The organism is Rhizobium herbae, assembly GCF_017873135.1.
GTDB lineage: Bacteria > Pseudomonadota > Alphaproteobacteria > Rhizobiales > Rhizobiaceae > Pararhizobium > Pararhizobium herbae.
The window spans coordinates 974,650-990,647 of sequence record NZ_JAGGJV010000001.1 but is presented as its reverse complement, the minus strand read 5'-3'; the positions used below and the strand labels follow the sequence as shown (position 1 = coordinate 990,647).

At 60.9% G+C, this 15,998-nt stretch carries 15 protein-coding genes and 1 riboswitch; of the genes, 4 read left to right on the top strand and 11 right to left on the bottom strand.

Annotation, left to right across the window (positions count from 1 at the left end; genetic code table 11):
- The first annotated feature begins 3 nt into the window (after positions 1 to 3).
- Both J2Z75_RS04850 and mgtE read left to right on the top strand, forming a co-directional pair.
- On the top strand, positions 4 to 1,089 hold the full coding sequence (locus J2Z75_RS04850) for a threo-3-hydroxy-L-aspartate ammonia-lyase (RefSeq protein ID WP_327791205.1): 1,086 nt from the start codon (positions 4 to 6) through the stop codon (positions 1,087 to 1,089).
- Between the two features lie 418 nt (positions 1,090 to 1,507).
- Positions 1,508 to 2,872 carry a magnesium transporter gene (gene mgtE / locus J2Z75_RS04845; RefSeq protein WP_209848400.1) on the top strand — a complete coding sequence of 455 codons (1,365 nt, stop codon included), beginning with the start codon at positions 1,508 to 1,510 and terminating at the stop codon, positions 2,870 to 2,872.
- Here the strand turns inward: mgtE and J2Z75_RS04840 are convergent.
- From J2Z75_RS04840 to J2Z75_RS04820, 5 genes are all read right to left on the bottom strand, one after another.
- Positions 2,869 to 3,630, bottom strand: coding sequence for an SDR family NAD(P)-dependent oxidoreductase (locus J2Z75_RS04840; protein ID WP_209848399.1), 762 nt, complete (start codon positions 3,628 to 3,630; stop codon positions 2,869 to 2,871). The two genes, mgtE and J2Z75_RS04840, sit on opposite strands and share 4 nt — an antisense overlap.
- A 3-nt stretch (positions 3,631 to 3,633) precedes the next feature.
- Positions 3,634 to 4,458, bottom strand: coding sequence for an ABC transporter permease (locus tag J2Z75_RS04835; protein ID WP_209848397.1), 825 nt, complete (start codon positions 4,456 to 4,458; stop codon positions 3,634 to 3,636).
- On the bottom strand, positions 4,458 to 5,324 hold the full coding sequence (locus J2Z75_RS04830) for an ABC transporter permease (RefSeq protein ID WP_209848395.1): 867 nt from the start codon (positions 5,322 to 5,324) through the stop codon (positions 4,458 to 4,460). Before J2Z75_RS04830 ends, J2Z75_RS04835 begins: the two co-directional genes overlap by 1 nt.
- Before the next feature lie 181 nt (positions 5,325 to 5,505).
- Positions 5,506 to 6,666: a polyamine ABC transporter substrate-binding protein gene (locus J2Z75_RS04825; RefSeq protein WP_209848392.1), complete on the bottom strand. Its 1,161-nt coding sequence runs from the start codon at positions 6,664 to 6,666 to the stop codon at positions 5,506 to 5,508.
- Positions 6,667 to 6,707: 41 nt separating this feature from the next.
- Complete coding sequence (locus J2Z75_RS04820; RefSeq protein ID WP_209848389.1) at positions 6,708 to 7,796, bottom strand: ABC transporter ATP-binding protein; 1,089 nt, start codon at positions 7,794 to 7,796, stop codon at positions 6,708 to 6,710.
- Between the two features lie 201 nt (positions 7,797 to 7,997).
- Between J2Z75_RS04820 and J2Z75_RS04815 the strand changes: the two genes are divergently transcribed.
- On the top strand, positions 7,998 to 8,801 hold the full coding sequence (locus tag J2Z75_RS04815) for a helix-turn-helix transcriptional regulator (RefSeq protein WP_209848386.1): 804 nt from the start codon (positions 7,998 to 8,000) through the stop codon (positions 8,799 to 8,801).
- 253 nt (positions 8,802 to 9,054) lie between these two features.
- Here J2Z75_RS04815 and J2Z75_RS04810 read toward each other — a convergent pair whose 3' ends face one another.
- The 6 genes from J2Z75_RS04810 to J2Z75_RS04785 all read right to left on the bottom strand — a co-directional run bounded on the left by J2Z75_RS04810 (position 9,055) and on the right by J2Z75_RS04785 (position 14,910).
- Positions 9,055 to 9,528, bottom strand: coding sequence for a 6,7-dimethyl-8-ribityllumazine synthase (locus J2Z75_RS04810; RefSeq protein WP_209848839.1), 474 nt, complete (start codon positions 9,526 to 9,528; stop codon positions 9,055 to 9,057).
- A 95-nt stretch (positions 9,529 to 9,623) separates the two neighbouring features.
- A riboswitch (FMN riboswitch) is annotated at positions 9,624 to 9,774 on the bottom strand.
- 124 nt (positions 9,775 to 9,898) lie between these two features.
- The gene (locus tag J2Z75_RS04805; RefSeq protein ID WP_209848384.1) at positions 9,899 to 10,963 is read right to left on the bottom strand and encodes an ABC transporter ATP-binding protein; all 1,065 of its coding nucleotides are present in this window, start codon (positions 10,961 to 10,963) and stop codon (positions 9,899 to 9,901) included.
- Positions 10,964 to 10,977: 14 nt separating this feature from the next.
- Positions 10,978 to 11,766, bottom strand: coding sequence for an ABC transporter permease (locus tag J2Z75_RS04800; protein WP_209848382.1), 789 nt, complete (start codon positions 11,764 to 11,766; stop codon positions 10,978 to 10,980).
- A complete protein-coding gene (locus J2Z75_RS04795) occupies positions 11,763 to 12,635 on the bottom strand; it encodes an ABC transporter permease (RefSeq protein ID WP_209848379.1) in 873 nt (290 codons plus the stop codon). Before J2Z75_RS04795 ends, J2Z75_RS04800 begins: the two co-directional genes overlap by 4 nt.
- A gap of 71 nt (positions 12,636 to 12,706) precedes the next feature.
- A complete protein-coding gene (locus J2Z75_RS04790) occupies positions 12,707 to 13,810 on the bottom strand; it encodes an ABC transporter substrate-binding protein (protein WP_209848376.1) in 1,104 nt (367 codons plus the stop codon).
- 242 nt (positions 13,811 to 14,052) lie between these two features.
- Complete coding sequence (locus tag J2Z75_RS04785) at positions 14,053 to 14,910, bottom strand: MurR/RpiR family transcriptional regulator (protein ID WP_209848836.1); 858 nt, start codon at positions 14,908 to 14,910, stop codon at positions 14,053 to 14,055.
- Positions 14,911 to 15,199: 289 nt separating this feature from the next.
- Here J2Z75_RS04785 and J2Z75_RS04780 point away from each other — a divergent pair, with 289 nt between their 5' ends.
- The gene (locus J2Z75_RS04780; RefSeq protein ID WP_209848373.1) at positions 15,200 to 15,967 is read left to right on the top strand and encodes an N-formylglutamate amidohydrolase; all 768 of its coding nucleotides are present in this window, start codon (positions 15,200 to 15,202) and stop codon (positions 15,965 to 15,967) included.
- Positions 15,968 to 15,998: the final 31 nt, after the last annotated feature.

Here is a 15,998-nt window from a genome sequence, read left to right as displayed (position 1 = left end):
AGCGTGACGGTGACAATTGTTCTCTTGCGCCGGATGTCGCAACCGCGTGAATTGGTATTCCGTGATTTCGACAACGGCACGATTTCGGAGGCCAGATTGACAACGATTTCCAATGTAACACCCGCCCTGCGTTTGCCGACATTCGACGACGTCAAGGCCGGGCGTGAACGCATTTCCGGAATGGCACATGTCACGCCCGTCCTGACATCGCGCACGGCCGATGCGATGGCGGGTGCCAGCCTGTTCTTCAAGGCGGAAAACCTGCAGCGGGGCGGAGCCTTCAAGTTTCGTGGCGCCTACAATTCGATCGCCGCGCTGGAACCGGCGGTCCGGCGCAACGGTGTCGTTGCCTTCTCGTCCGGCAACCACGCGCAGGCGCTGGCCTATGCCGCCAAGCTCTTCGGTATCTCGGCAGTCATCATCATGCCGCAGGATACGCCGGCGATGAAGGTGGCTGCGACAAGGGGGTATGGCGCCGAGGTTGTCTTTTACGACCGCTACACCGAGGACCGCGAGGCGATCAGCCAGCAGATTGCCACCAAGCGAGGGGCGACGCTCATTCCGCCCTATGATCACGCCGATGTCATTGCGGGCCAAGGCACCGCAGCGCTGGAACTGATCGAGGAGGTCGGCGAGATCGACTATCTCGTCGTGCCGCTGGGTGGCGGCGGCCTGCTGGCCGGTAGCGCCCTCAGTGCGAAGGCGCTAGCGCCCGGGTGCAGGATTATCGGTGTCGAACCGGAAGCAGGCGACGATGGCCGGCAATCGTTGCTCAAGGGCGAGATCGTGCGCATTCCCGTTCCAAAATCGATCGCCGATGGCGCACTGACCACCTATCTCGGACAACACAACTTTCCAATCCTGAAACGCGATGTCGATGACATCGTCACAGTCAGTGATGCGCAGCTGATCGAGACCATGCGCTTTTTTGCCGAGCGGATGAAGATCATCGTCGAACCGACCGGCTGCCTTGCCGCCGCTGCCGTTCTCCACGGAACCATCGCCTGCCAGGGCAAGCGGGTGGGCATCGTTCTCAGCGGCGGAAATGTCGATCTCAAAACCTTCAGTGCGCTTCTCGATGGGCGATAAAACGCCGCCTGCCGGAATCCAATCCGAGCGCGAAGCATGACGACGAAAACGCCATCCGGCAGGATGGCGCAACCATAATCGAAAGCAGCAACGGCACGTTTACGGCACTTCTCAAGACGTTCAAAAACGCGTGCCGGACTGATCGCCTTCAACAGCCTGCAGCCCCCTAAATCCGATCAACGATTAAACATTGTCCACAATCGATTTCGCCGATTGCGACCCTCTTGACATTTGCTTTCGGCGGGATCATTTCCGCCTTGCAGGGCAATATGTTTTGCACTGCAACAATCAACCGGAGTCATCAACCCAATGCCAAGCGACAGTAACAGTCGATTGCAAGTGCCGTCTGCGGCCTTCGTGGGGTGATCCGCTGGATTGACCTGCCACGATCCGCCGTCGACGGCGGGAAGGCAAGTCAATGAACACCAAGTTTTTTTCCAACTGGGTCGGCCGCAAGTCCGACGTTCACGATCCCATCCTGACTGTCGCGGAACGCGTCGAGCAGTTCAATCTGCTGAAGGCCGCGGATGCGGCACGTGCGCTTGCGGGCTTGCCGCAGGAACAGGCTGTCGCCATTCTGGACCGGCCGGAACTGCACCATGCCGCAGCCATTGTCGGCCGCATGCCGGTCGAGATCGCCGGCCGGCTTCTGAACGCCGCCTCCAACGACCGCGTCGCCGACATTCTCCACGAAATGGCGGAGGACCGGCGCATGCTTGTTCTCGGCGCGCTGGATGCCGATGCGCGGCTGGCGGTCCAGACGCTGATGGGCTATCCGCCGAAGACGGCGGGCAGCATCATGACGACGGAGTTCGTCAGCGTCTCCTCCGGCTGGACCGTGGCGGAAACGCTGGATCACGTCCGCCGTGTCGAACGCTCGCGCGAAACGGTCTATGCCATCTATGTGCTCGATCCCGACAGCCAGGCGCTGGTCGGCCTCGTCACCCTGCGGCGGCTGATCACCGGCGAACCGGATGCGCCGATTCTCTCCGTCGCCCACAAGAGCGCGCCGGTGACGGTGGATCCGATGACCGGTCAGGAAGACGTGGCACAGCTGATCAGCAAGCACGACCTTCTGGCACTGCCGGTGGTCGATGACGCGCATCGTATGCTCGGCATCGTCACCGTCGATGATGTCATCGATACGATGGTGGCTGAAACGACCGAGGACGTGCATCGTTTTGGCGGCATGGAGGCGCTTGGCAAGCCCTATATGAAGATCAGCTTTGCCGGCATGATCCGCAAGCGCGGCGGCTGGCTGGCAGCGCTTTTCCTGGGCGAAATGCTGACGGCGACGGCCATGCAGCATTTCGAGACGGAGCTGGAAAAGGCGATCGTCCTAACGCTGTTCATTCCGCTGATCATGAGCTCCGGCGGCAATTCCGGTTCGCAGGCAACCTCGCTGATCATTCGCGGGCTGGCGCTCGGCGAGGTCCGGCTGCGCGACTGGTGGCGTGTACTTCTGCGCGAAATTCCGACGGGGCTGACGCTCGGCGCCATTCTCGGCGTCATCGGCGTCGCGCGGATCGTTGCCTGGCAGTGGCTCGGTTTCTACGATTACGGGCCGCACTGGATGCTGGTGGCGCTGACGGTCGGCGTCGCATTGACGGGTATCGTCACCTTCGGCTCGGCAACGGGATCGATGTTGCCGTTCCTGTTGCAGCGTATCGGCTTTGACCCGGCCAGCGCGTCGGCGCCGTTCGTCGCGACGCTGGTCGATGTCACCGGGCTGGTGATCTATTTCAGCGTGGCGATCGTCATTCTGCACGGCACCTTGCTTTAGGCGACGGCTTCCCCGCCATCGACCACCAAAATCTGACCGGTCATATAGGATGACCGGTCAGAGACCAGAAACAGGATCGATTCCGCGATCTCGTCGACGCTGGCCCATCGGCCCATCGGCACCTTTTCCCGCACATAAGCCTCAATCGCTGCGCGCCCGCCCATCTGGGCGATGAAAGGGCTGTTGAAGGGCGTATCGACCCAGCCGGGGCAGAGCGCGTTGACGCGGATGCCGAACTTGGCGTAGTCGCCGGCCATCTGCCTGGTCATGGCGATGACGGCGTGTTTGGTGGTGGTGTAAGCGATCATCTCGCGGTCGTAGAGTACGCCGGAGGAGGAGGAGGTGTTGAGGATGACGCCGCGCCCTTGCGCCCTCATCGTCGGCATGACGAAGCGGGCGGCCATGAAATGGGCGCGGACGTTGAGGCTCCAGGAACGGTCGAAACCTTCCACCTCCACCTGCTCGAGATCGCCGGCCACCTGCGCACCGGCGTGATTGTGCAGGATATCGATACGGCCGTGGCGGGTGAGCACCGAAGCGATACCGGCTTCGAGGGAGATATCGTCGGTGACGTCGAGAATGAGGCTTTCGGCGGTGCCGCCGGCATTGCGGATCAGTGCCACGGTTTCCGCGGCACCTTCGGCGCTGCGGTCGGCGACGGCCACATGGGCGCCTTCACGGGCCATGATCGCGGCACCCGCCTGGCCGATGCCGGAGCCGGCGCCGGTGACGATGGCCACATGGTCTTTCAGGATCATGATCTACTCCCCGGCATGCGCTTTTGTCGTCTTGTCCCGCATCAGCACGCGGGCGATCAGGATCATCAACAGCGAGGCGACCAGAACCATGGTGGCGATCGCGTTGATTTCCGGCGTCACGCCGCGCCGGATTGAGGCGAAGACATAGATCGGTAGCGTCGTCTTCGAGCCCGCGACGAAGAAGGCGACGATGAAGTCATCAAACGAGAAGGTGAAGGCGAGCAGGAAGCCTGCCAGCACTGATGGCAGGATCTGTGGCAGGACGATCTGGCGGAAGGTCGTGAACGGCGTGGCATAGAGATCGCTGGAGGCTTCGACGATGTCGCGGCCGAGGCTGGCGATGCGGGCCTTGACGATCATGGTGACCAGCGCCAGCGAAAACAGGCCGTGCGCCGCGATGATCGAGCCGTAGCCGAGGCCGAGTTGCGGCGGCTTGTCGCCGGGCCAGATGCTTGCGAGTGCCGGGTTGAGGAAGGAGAACACTTCGACCAGCGCCACCAGCGTGGCGATGCCGATGACGACGCCGGGGATGACGATGGCGGCGGCAAACAGGCCGTCGAAGATGGCACGGCCGCGGGCACTCAGCCGCTGCATGCCGAGCGCTGCCATCGTGCCGAACACGGCGGCCAGCACTGCGCTGGTGAAGGCGATCATCAGGCTGTTCTGCAGGGCGGTGATCAGGAATGTGTTTCCGAGCGCCTTGCCGTACCACATGGTCGAAAAACCGGTGAACTCGCTGGCGCTGCGTCCCGCGTTGAACGAGAACAGCACGACCAGCGCGATCGGCGCATAGAGAAACAGATAAACGAAGGTGACGAGCGCGCGCATCAGACGAGATCCACCTGTCTTGAGCCGGAGACCTTCCAGGCGACGCGCATGGCAACGCTGAGCACGATGACGACGACCACCACCAGCGTTACGGCGATCGCCGAGCCGAACGGCCAGTTGCGCGATTGCAGGAAGAGATCGACCAGCGCATTGCCGATGAAGAACACCTTGCCGCCGCCAAGCAGCTGCGGGATCAGGTATTCGCCGAGCAGCAGAATTGTGACGAGCGCGACGCCGGTCATCACACCCGGAAGCGACAGGGGCAGGGTGATGCCGAAGAAGGTCGAGACCGGCTTGGCGCCAAGGTCGGCGGAGGCTTCGAGCAGGCGGCGGTCGAGCTTTTCGAGGCTGACATAGATCGGCATGATCATCAGCGGCAGGTAGCCATAGACGATGCCGAGCAGCACGGCGCCGGGCGTGTTGAGCAACCGCACGTCCTCGATGCCGATCATGCCCAGCAGATTGGGGATGCCGCGCGAGCCGAGGATGTACATCCAGGCATAGGTGCGCACCAGCAGGCTGGTCCAGAAAGGCACGACGACCAGCGAGACGAGTACCAGCCGGTATTTCGGATTGGATTTGATCGCCAAATAGTAGGCGACTGGATAGGCGACGATCAGGCAGAGGAAGGCGCCGACGGGCGCGATCATCATGGTGTTCCAGAAGGCGGCCGCGCGCGAGGGAAGATTGGCGAACTGGGCAAAGGTGAAGGCCGCCTGATAGCCGCCTTCCGGCGCGCGTTCGCCGAAGGAGAAGACCACCATGGCCATGAACGGCAGGACGAGGAAGACGAACAGCCAGAGGCCGGCGGGCGCCACAAGCGCGGCCGTGACCAACTGTCGTTTTCTGTCCGGGGTGAGGGGCATGTACGGGTTGTCCTGTTGGTGTGTGGGTGGGCAACAAGGATTGGGTTTGATCTCCCCCCTTGTGGGGGAGATGTCGGCTTTGCCGACAGAGGGGGGTAACTTGCCTCGTGCTTGTGGCTCGCTTACCCCCTCTGTCACTACGTGACATCTCCCCCACAAGGGAGGAGATTAAACAGTACCCTCAAGCCGACTTGAACCGCGCCATCAGTTCCGCGCGCGCCGGGTCCGTCAGCGTCACCGCAGCGCCGAATTCCAGCTTGGTCAGCGATGCCTCGTCCGGATAGACGATCTTGTTCGAGGTCACGTCGGCCGGCAGTAGGGCAAGCACGCGGCTGTCCGTCGTCGGTGCGCCGTTGGCGATATGTTCCTTGACGGCGTTTTCCGGTGTCATCAGGTAGTCGAGCAGCGCATAGCCGGCCGGCTTGTTGGCGGCGCTCTTCGGGATGGCGTAGAAATCGGTCCAGATCTCGCCGCCGTCGGTGCCGAGGATATAGGCGATCTCAGGCATGTCGCGGTTGAGCTGGGCGCCGTCATTGGTCCAGCACATGGTCATCCATGCGTCTGTTGCGCGCATGCCCGGCTGGTAGTCGCTGTTGATGCCGTAGAGATGCGGTTTGACCTTGATCAGCAGTTCCTCGGCCTTGGCCAGTTCTTCCGGCTTGATCGAGTTGAACGAATAGCCGAGCGAGACCAGCGCGTTGCCGATGGTGGTCAGCTGGTAGTCGTGGACCATGGCGCGGCCGTCGGCCTCGGTCATGGCGACCTCGAAGAAGTCCTTCCAGGAGGTCAGCTTCGTCTTGATCTTGGCGGTGTTGACGGCCATGCCGGTTGTGCCCCAGTTCTTCGGCAGGGCATAGGTCGTGCCGTCGATCGCGCCTTCCGAGGTGAAGCGCGCCGATTCCGTTGCCTGCGAGAACGCCGGCAGCTTGCTCATGTCGAGTGGGTCGATGAGGCCGAGCTTCACATAGGTGGAGATCGTGTAGTTGGTCGGAACGAACAGGTCCCAGCCGGTGCCGCCGGCCTGGAGCTTGGCCAGCATCTCCTCGTTCGAGCCGAAGACGTTGACTTCGACGGCAACGCCGGTCGCAGCCGTGAAGGCCTCGAAGGTTGCCGGATCGTGATAGTTCGGCCAGGTGGCGAGCGACATGGTCGTGCCGAGGTCTCCGGCATAGGCTGCGGAATTGAACAGGCCCGGCTGGCGAGCGAGCACGGCGGCGGCCAGACCGAGGCCGGTAACGCCCAAAAAGTGGCGGCGGGTGACCGAGCCGCGCTTCAGGCGCATCCATTCGTCGGTGAGGTTTTCGGCAGTGATCGGGGCATTTTCTCTGTACCACTTTGTCATGACTTCGTTCCCTTTTTTGTCTTGACGCGTACGGCCGTTCCTCAGGCCGGAAAAACATGCACTTTGCCGGGGTCGAAGGTGAGTACGACCCGTTCGCCCGGTTCGACGAGGTCGCTTTCCTGCACGCTGCGTCGGTCGGCGGTGACGAGGAAATCGCCAAGGCCGTCGACGTTGATCTGGTATTCGGCCGTGGAGCCGAGGAAGATGCGGTGGGTGACGGTGCCGGCCAGTTCACTGCCGCCGCCGCCTGATTGCCGAACAAGGTCGATCGCTTCTGGCCGCAATGCGACCGTCGCTGCGCCGGGCTTGAGGCCTGCCTTGGCGTTTGCCGCCAGCGCCATTCCGTTCGACAAGCGCAACGTCGATCCATCAGCCTCGACCGTTGCTGCAATCCGGTTGGTCTTGCCGACAAAATCGGCGACGAAGAGATCGGCGGGCCGGTCGTAGATTTCCCGGGGCCTGGCCATCTGGACGATCCGGCCGGCATTCATGACGCAGACCATGTCGCTCATCGACAGCGCCTCTTCCTGATCGTGGGTGACGAGGACGAAGGTGATGCCGAGTTCGCGCTGCAGCGTCTGCAGTTCGATCTGCATGGCCGTGCGCAATTTCTTGTCGAGGGCTGCCAATGGTTCATCGAGAAGCAGCACCGAGGGCTTGTTGACAATGGCGCGGGCGAGCGCCACGCGCTGCTGCTGGCCGCCGGACATTTCATGGATGCGGCGCTTTTCGAAGCCGCCTAGCCGCACCATCTCCAGCGCCTCACGTGCACGGGCGGAAATCTCGGCCGCGGCCAGTTTCGGCCGGGCCTGTTTCAGTCCGTAGGCGACGTTCTGCTCGACGTCGAAATGCGGGAAGAGCGCATAATGCTGGAAGACCATGTTGACGGGGCGGCGATAGGGCGGGACGCCGTTCATCTCGCGGCCATCGATCAGCACTGTGCCTTCGCTCGGCTGCTCGAAGCCGCCGATCATCCTGAGACACGTGGTCTTGCCGCAGCCGGAAGGCCCAAGCAGCGCCACGAACGCACCCTTGGGCACGGCCAGATTGATGTCCGATACGGCGGTCACGCTGCCATAGCGCTTGGTGACCGAACGGAACTCGATATCGTTCGCTGGAGCGGCTGTCACGTCTCAATTCCCCGCGGTTGTTTTTCAGAATGCCGGGCAGTTTCATGCTGCCCCGCTTCTCACCGTCTGACCAGCAGCCTATTCAAAGCGGTCATTGGCGGTATATACCCCGAAAGAGGTATTTCAAGCCGATCATCGTTGTGGAAGGTGTATACCCTGAAGGCAATTGCCGTTCTTTTTTGCAAAGGCTGGACATGAGCTATGGGCATTGATCTGGAGGCATTGTTCAAAACGCTCGGGCCGATGATCGGCGGAGTGTCCACGGGTGACGAGCAGACAGGCAACGTCTTCTGCTCGCTGATGCACTCGCTCGTGAGTTTCGACTATGCCGTCATTTTCGCCTATCGCGAAAAGGAGCGGCCGATCGATCTCTACAGCACCTTCACGCCGGAGGAGCATGTGATCTTTGTCAGCCTGTATCAGGCCGGGCCATTCCTGCTCGATCCGTTCTATCACGCCGCGCGCGAGCCGAAACCAGGGGTCTGGCGGATGCGCGAACTGGCCCCGGATCGCTTCTTCTCAAGCGAATATTTCCGCAGCTACTACACGCAGACCGGACTGGCGGAAGAGATCGGTTTCTTCATTGTGCTGGAAGAGGGCATCACGGTTGTCCTGTCGCTGATGCGGCGGGAGCGGTCGGGTGTGTTTCCGGCTGCCGAATTCGCGTTGCTGAAAAAAGCGGAACCGGTGGTTGCCGGTCTGGTTCGCCATGCCTGGCCGGATCTCAGTCGGCGTTTCGATGCAGCGCTGGCCAAGAGGGAGAGGGGTGGGCGCAAGTCGGCCCATCCGGCGGCCGACCGCGTGTGGCGCAATCTCAACCTGACGGAACGGGAGGCCTCGATCGTGGAACTGGTGCTGCAGGGCCATTCGTCGGAATCGATCGGGCTGCGGCTGGGCATCTCCACCGGTACGGTGAAGGTTCACCGGCGCAACGTCTACCGCAAGCTCGGCATCTCCTCGCAGACGCAGCTGCTATCGATCTATCTGAAGAATCTCGGGCAATAGGCGTTTAGCAGGTCACGAAAGACAAGATGCTCTTGGTCTTTCGTATTTACAGCGAACTCCCGCCGGTGAAGTTGGCTTGTCAGCATCCTCTCTTCTCGTCATTCTCGCCCTTGTGGCGGGAATCCAGCCGCCGCGCGTCTGCGCGGCGAGGGACCTTGTTTACAAAAAAGTCTTTCGCACCGCAGACGCGGCGCTGCTGGATCCCGGAACAAGTCCGGGATGACGGTGGGAGATTATATTCTGACGGCTTGGATCACGCTGCCACGAGTGCCAGTTGCGCCCGCGCTGCCAGAATCTGCGAGCAAGCGTTCGCCGCTTCCACGCCCTTGACGACGAAATGGTCGCGGAAGAAGCGGATGTGCTGTTCGGATTCCTGGAAGTGATGCGGCGTCAGCACGGTGGAGAGAACCGGGATACCGGTGTCGAGTTGCACCCGCATCATGCCCTCAAGCACGGTGCCGGCGACGAAATCGTGGCGGTAGATGCCGCCGTCGACGACGAAGGCGGAACCGATGATGGCCGAGAAGCGGCCGGTCCGGGCCAGCGTCTGGGCATGCAGCGGGATTTCAAGTGCGCCCGGAACGTCGAAGATCTCGACATCGGATGCCTTGCCGCCGAGTTTTTCCCATTGCGCGACAAACGAATTGACGCATTGGTCGACGATATCGGCGTGCCAGCGGGCGCGGATGATGGCGATTGTCTGGGTGGGGTGGGAAGCGATTGTCATGTCGGTCTGGCCTTTCAAGGTTGCCATTTTTCAATGATCCCCTTGGGCGAACACGCAGGCGCGGCGACCCCTTGAAAATAGGGGCCTCCATATCTGCTTGCTCTCTTTCATCCGGACTTTAACCGTCGGCTCCGGAATTCAACCGGATCTGCTGACCTCCAGGCCGAAACCTGGAGCGCTCGCGGGCTCCGGAAGTTGCCTTCCGTTACCGCCGGTGGGGAGTTTCACCCCGCCCTGAGAACGTGCAAGGCCGACTATAGAGGTTGGCCGTCGGGCGTCAAACGCGCCATGCGACGCGCGCAATGAAAAAGGCGACAGATTTTTTCTTAAAATCCGTCGCCTGAAACATATTTTTCCGCAGTGCCGGTTGTTATTCGCGGATGATCAGCAGGTCGCTTGCCGTGAAGCGCAGCGTTGAGACCTCGCCGACGGCCGGCGGGCTGCGGCCCGGAGCGTTGAACATGTCGAAGGAGATGACGGCGTCGCCGACCTTCATGCGCGTGCGGATGACGGAGCCCAAGAAATTGCTGGAGACGACTTCGCCGGTCAGCGCCGTGTCGCCCTTCGCACCTTCGGCAATCGAGCCTGCTTCCGGGCGGAGCGCCAGCGAAACCGTGTCGCCGGCCTTGACCGTGGAGCCGAGGGGTTCGCGCAGCGTGATGCCCTGGTCGCCAATGACGATCCGGTTGGTTGCGGGATCAACCACCTTGGCCTCGATCAGGTTCAACGTGCCGACGAAGGACGCAACGAAGCGGGTCGCCGGCTTGTTGTAGATGTCGAAAGGCGTACCGATCTGGTCGGCGCGGCCACTGTTCATGACAACGATGCGGTCGGAGATCGACAGGGCTTCTTCCTGATCGTGGGTGACGAAGACGGTGGTGATGCCGAGCTGCTGCTGGATCATGCGGATTTCCTCGCGCAGCGAGACGCGGATCTTGGCGTCGAGCGCCGATAGCGGTTCGTCGAGCAGAAGCACCTGCGGTTTTGGTGCAAGCGCGCGGGCAAGGGCAACGCGCTGCTGCTGGCCGCCGGACATCTGATAGGGGAAGCGGTCGGCGAGATGGCCGAGATGGATAAGACCGAGCATTTCCTTGACGCGGGCATCGATCGCCGATTTTTCCATGCCGGCGATTTTCAGGCCGAAGGCGACATTGTCGTGCACCGTCATGTTCGGGAACAAAGCATAGGCCTGGAAGACCATGCCGATGTTGCGCTGGTTCGGCTTCAGTTCGTTCTGGTTGCGGCCGTTGATGACGACCGTTCCCGCCGATGGCGTCTCGAAGCCTGCGACCATGCGCAGGATGGTCGTCTTGCCGCAGCCGGACGGGCCGAGAAAGGAGACGAACTCTCCCTTTTCGATAGTCATGTCGAAATCCTTGACGACCTGGACGGGGCCAAAGCTCTTCTGAATGCCGGAGAGTTCGAGAAAGGACATGGACGATCAATACCTCAGGGCTTGGAAGGAGCCGATTTGCTGAAACGGGAAACGAGCTGAAGAAGAGCCATGCATCCCCAGGTGATGGCAAACGCGATGATCGCGAGCGCTGGCGGCTCATAGGCGCGATTGGCGCCGATCAGCTGCAGGTAGGGACCAAAGGCCGGGCGGTTGAGCAGCGACGGCATGGTGAATTCGCCGATGACGATGGCAAATGTGATGAAGGCGCCGGACAGGACGCCGCTCATGACATTGGGGAAAATGCATTTGAACATGATGGTCGGCCACGAGGCGCCGAGGCTTTGTGCTGCTTCGGTCAACGTGCCGACGTCGATGGTGCGCATGGCGGTATCCACCGAACGGTACATATAGGGCAGCGACAGTGTCATGAAGGAGAACATCAAAAGCATGTCGGTGCCACGGGCGGAGCCGGTGAACGGAATGTAGGAGGACGAATTATAGAGGCGCAGATAGCCGAAGACGATGACGATGGCCGGGATGACCAGCGGCATCAGCGTGATGAACTCGACCACCGGCCGCATCTGTGGCAGGCGCAGGCGAACCCAGTAGGCCGTCGGTACGACCAGCAACACTCCGAAGATGATCGTCAGGATCGCCATCATGATCGAGTAGCTGAAGGACTCGCGGAACTGGATGTCCGAGAAAACCGAGCGGTAGGCGTCGAAGGAATATTCGCCACGACGCATGCGCAACGAGAATTCGAACGTGGCGATCAGCGGAACGATGAAATAGGAGGCGCCGAACAGGACTGCGATCCAGGCACCGATTTTTTGTGTCTTCATTTCTGCCACCGTTCGGCGCGCATGCGGAGCCAGATATAGATGAGATTGGAAATGCCGGTGATGACGATCATGCCGAGCGCCAGGGCGTAGCCGAGGTTCGGATTGTGCAGGACATCGCCGCGGATCTGGGCATAGAGCTGGATCGGCACGATGTTGAAGGTCGATCCGGTCAGCGAATAGGCGGTGGCGATGGCGCCGAAGGCGTTGGCGAACAGAAGCAGCGTCGTGCCGAGGATGCTCGGAAACAGGATGGGCATGGCCACCTTCGTCCAGTATTGCGTGTTGGTCGCGCCGAGGATTTCGGCGGCTTCGCGCCATTCCTTCTTCAGGCCATCCAGCGCCGGCGTGATAATCAGCACCATCAGTGGAATCTGGAAATACATGTAGGTCAGCGTCAGGCCGATGAAGCTGAGCAGATTGAAGCCGGATGCATAAAGGTTGATGCCGAACCAGTCGCGCAGCAGCATCGTCACCAGGCCGGTGCGGCCGAGGGTGGCGAGAAACGCGAAGGCAAGGGGCACACCGGCGAAATTGGAGGCGACGCCGGAAAAGGTCAGGAGCGACGAGCGGATCCAGGAGGGCAGTCCACCGAGGACCACGGCCCAGGCCAGGAAAAAGCCGATGAACGCGCCACCGATCGAGGAGGCAAGGCTGATCTTGATGGAAATCCAGTAGGACGCGAGAATCTTGTCGGTGAACAGGCCGGCAACGTTGTCGAAGGTGAATTCGCCCGCCGGATTCACGAACGCGCCTGTAACGAGATAGAGCGTCGGGGCGATCAGGAACATGACTGCGAACAGCAGGAACGGCGCGATGCCGAGCCAGTCGATAGCCGTCTTCTTCAAATCAATGGCCTGTTTTGAGCTCATCCGGCAACCGTTTCTTGAAAAGGGAAAATGGTCTTCCCGCGCGATCGCGGGAAGACCGAAATGCGGCAGTCTTACTGGACGTTGGCGCCAACGACTGTATCCCAGCCCTTGGTGATCGTTTCCTTGTAGGCTTCCTGTTCGGCGAGCGTCGGGAACACGGCCTTTTCATAGGCAGCAGCCGGCGGCAGCTTGTCGAGCAGTTCCTTCGGGATCTTGTTGTTCTTGGCAAGATCGTTGAAGCGGATCGGGTGGCAATAGCCCTTCAGCCAGCCGAGCTGACCTTCGTCGGAATAAAGGTATTCCATCCAGAGCTTGGCGGCGTTCGGATGCGGAGCATAAGCCGAGATCGCCTGAACATAGACACCGGCGACGACGCCGGAAGCCGGGATTACGACATCGACCGGCGGGTTGCCGGCCAGCGTGTCACGGTCGGCAAGGGCATTGTAGTCCCAGCGCAGGATGATCGGGGTCGTGCCCTGAGCGAGCGGAGCGGACTTGCCGATGACCGGGACGAAATTGCCCTTGGCGTTCAGTTCCTTGAAGAAGGCAAGGCCGGCTTCGCCGGACTTGGCAACGTCACCGCCGGCGCTGGAAAGACCAGCTGCGAAAACGCCCGAGATAGCCTGGTTTGCCGTGCGCGGATCACCGGCGAGAGCAACCATGTTGGCGAATTCCGGCTTCAGCAGATCGGCCCAATCCTTCGGGCTTTCCTTGACGAGGTCCTTGTTCACTTCGAAAGCCATGACGCCGTAATAGTCGCCGTACCAGAAACCATCGGCGTCCTTGGCTGTATCCGGGATCGAATCCCAGGTAGAGACCTTGTAGGCCTGGATCAGGCCTTCGGCCTTGGCGGACGGGCCGAAGGACAGGCCGACATCGATCACGTCAGGTGCCTGGTCGCCCTTGTTGTCCTTGTTGGCCTTGATGGCTTCGATTTCATCGCCCGAACCGGCGTCGGGGTTGAGTTCGTTGACGGTCAGGCCGTATTTGGCCTTGAAGCCTTCGATGACCGCGCCATAGCCGCACCAGTCGTGGGGCAGGGCGATCGTCGTCAGGGTGCCTTCTGCCTTGGCAGCGGCAATCAGCTCGGCGCTCGGCTCGGCGGCGGCGATGGCGGTCGATGCCATGACCATGGCGGTCGAAAGCGAAAGCAGGCGGCGCATATGTGAAATCACTGGTCTTCTCCTTGTGGTTATATCAGTCAACTTCGATGAAGCTGATACTGGGGTCCGATGAAGCTTATGTGACAGGTGTTGTCCCCTTTGCGACCAGACGTTCGCAGGCGGAACACCTTCATTTCATTTTCAAAATTTAAATCCGCTCAGGTGCAAGCGTCTCTTGTGCTGTTTTCGAATTGCGGTTCGCGACACCTCTGCGCCGGCCAGGCCGGCGCCGCGTTCCTTGCCTCGCACTCCTCCTAAAGCGGCTTTCGAAAAAGCCTTGTTGAATCGAACAGGCCTTCGAGCGTTTTCATGCGATCGTGCGTCTCATCCCAGATGGAACTCTGCACGGCCTCGATCAGCGCTTCGACGGCAAACAGGATGACGACCGAACTGTCCCACGCGGAGGGCGCTTCGATCTGGATGCGGAAGACGCGTCGCGCCGACTTGGCGACAGGCGAACTCCACTGGTCGGTAAACAGGATGATTTCGACGCCACGCTCGCGGGCGATCTTTGCCAGCGTTTCCATTTCCTGCTCGTAGCGGCGGATGTCGAACATGATCAGGACGTCGCCCTTTTTCATATCGAGCACGTAATGCGGCCAGGAGCTGGAATTGGAGGCGATCTGGGTGACGCCGGAGCGGATGACCTGAAGATGGGTGAAGAAATAATCGGCCAGCGCCCGGGTGATACGGCCGCCGACGAGATAGATGTTGCGCTTGCGATCGGCGATCATCGCCGCCGCGCCATCGAATTCCGCCGTCTCCAGCTGCGCCAGCGTGGCGCGCATGTTGTTCATCATCGCATCGGCAAAGCGGTTGAGGATGTGCGTACCCGGTGCGTTTGCGGCCCAGCGGTCATGCTTGCTGATCGGGTTGGAGATCGTCGCTTCCAACTCCTGATGCAGGCGCTGCTGGAAATCGGGAAATCCGCGAAAACCGATCTTCTGTACCATGCGGGCGACCGTCGGCGTCGACACACCGGCGTTCTCGGCAACCGTCGTGATGCTGCCAAGTCCGGAAACCGGATAGTTGTCGAGAAGCGTCGCTGCCAACTGTCTTTCCGCGCGGGTGAGCACGGCAAAGTGGGCGTTGATCACATCCGACACCGTCATGGTGCCTGCAGTGTTGGTCAAAATCGATCCCCTGGGCCGGTCTCTGCCGGCTTTGTGACAGAGTAAACATCGCTGTCACAATTCGAGTCAATTGATTTTTTGAAGAGATCGTTTCAGATTCCGGTTGACACAGGTCAAAACGTGAAGAATTCTTTTCAGTATCGAACGATGACGGCCGCCTTGACGGCATGGTTTGTCGTCCGAGTGTTGTTTCCACGCATGATTTCACGGCTTCACGAAACTTTTGCGAAAATGAGTGCGGCGGACAGCAACCGGAAGGGGACCGGAGTTGACGGGACTTTTGACAGAGGCGGATGGTTCGCCCGTGGCAGTGGACAATGCCGAGGCGTCAGGCCCGGTGCTGCTGGTCTGCGAACACGCGTCGCGCCGCCTTCCGGAAAACATGGGTTCGCTCGGTCTTTCCGCCGCTGCGCTTGAAAGCCATATCGCATGGGATCCCGGTGCGCTCGCCGTCTCGCAGCTGCTGGTCCAAAGCCTTGACGCAGCACTGATTTACCAGCGCTTTTCCCGGCTGGTCTACGACTGCAATCGCCCGCCGGAGGCGGAGGCAGCCATGCCGCCCGTCAGTGAAGTCTTCGAAATACCCGGCAATGCCGCCATTTCGGCGACAGAACGACAGGCCCGGACCGAGGCGCTTTATGTGCCCTTCCGTGACGGCATTTCGGATTTCATCACCAGCCGCAAGGCCGATGGCCGCTCGCCAGTGCTTGTCACAATGCACACGTTCACGCCAGTCTATCACGGCAAGCAGCGCGACGTTGAAATCGGCATCCTGCATGATGACGACCACAGGCTGGCGAACGCGATGCTGGCCGCGGCCGAAAAATCGACACGCTACGTCGTGCGGCGGAACGAGCCCTATGGACCGGCCGACGGGGTGACGCATACACTGATCGAGCATGGCTTGAAGAATGGCCTGCTCAACGTAATGATTGAGATCCGCAACGATCTCGTTCGGGATGAAATCGGTCAAAAGGTCATGGCCGATTATCTGACAGGCGTTTTGGGCGAAAGCCTGATCGCACTGTCGCAATAAAAAGACCTGGGGAGCGGCATGTCCGCGGAGA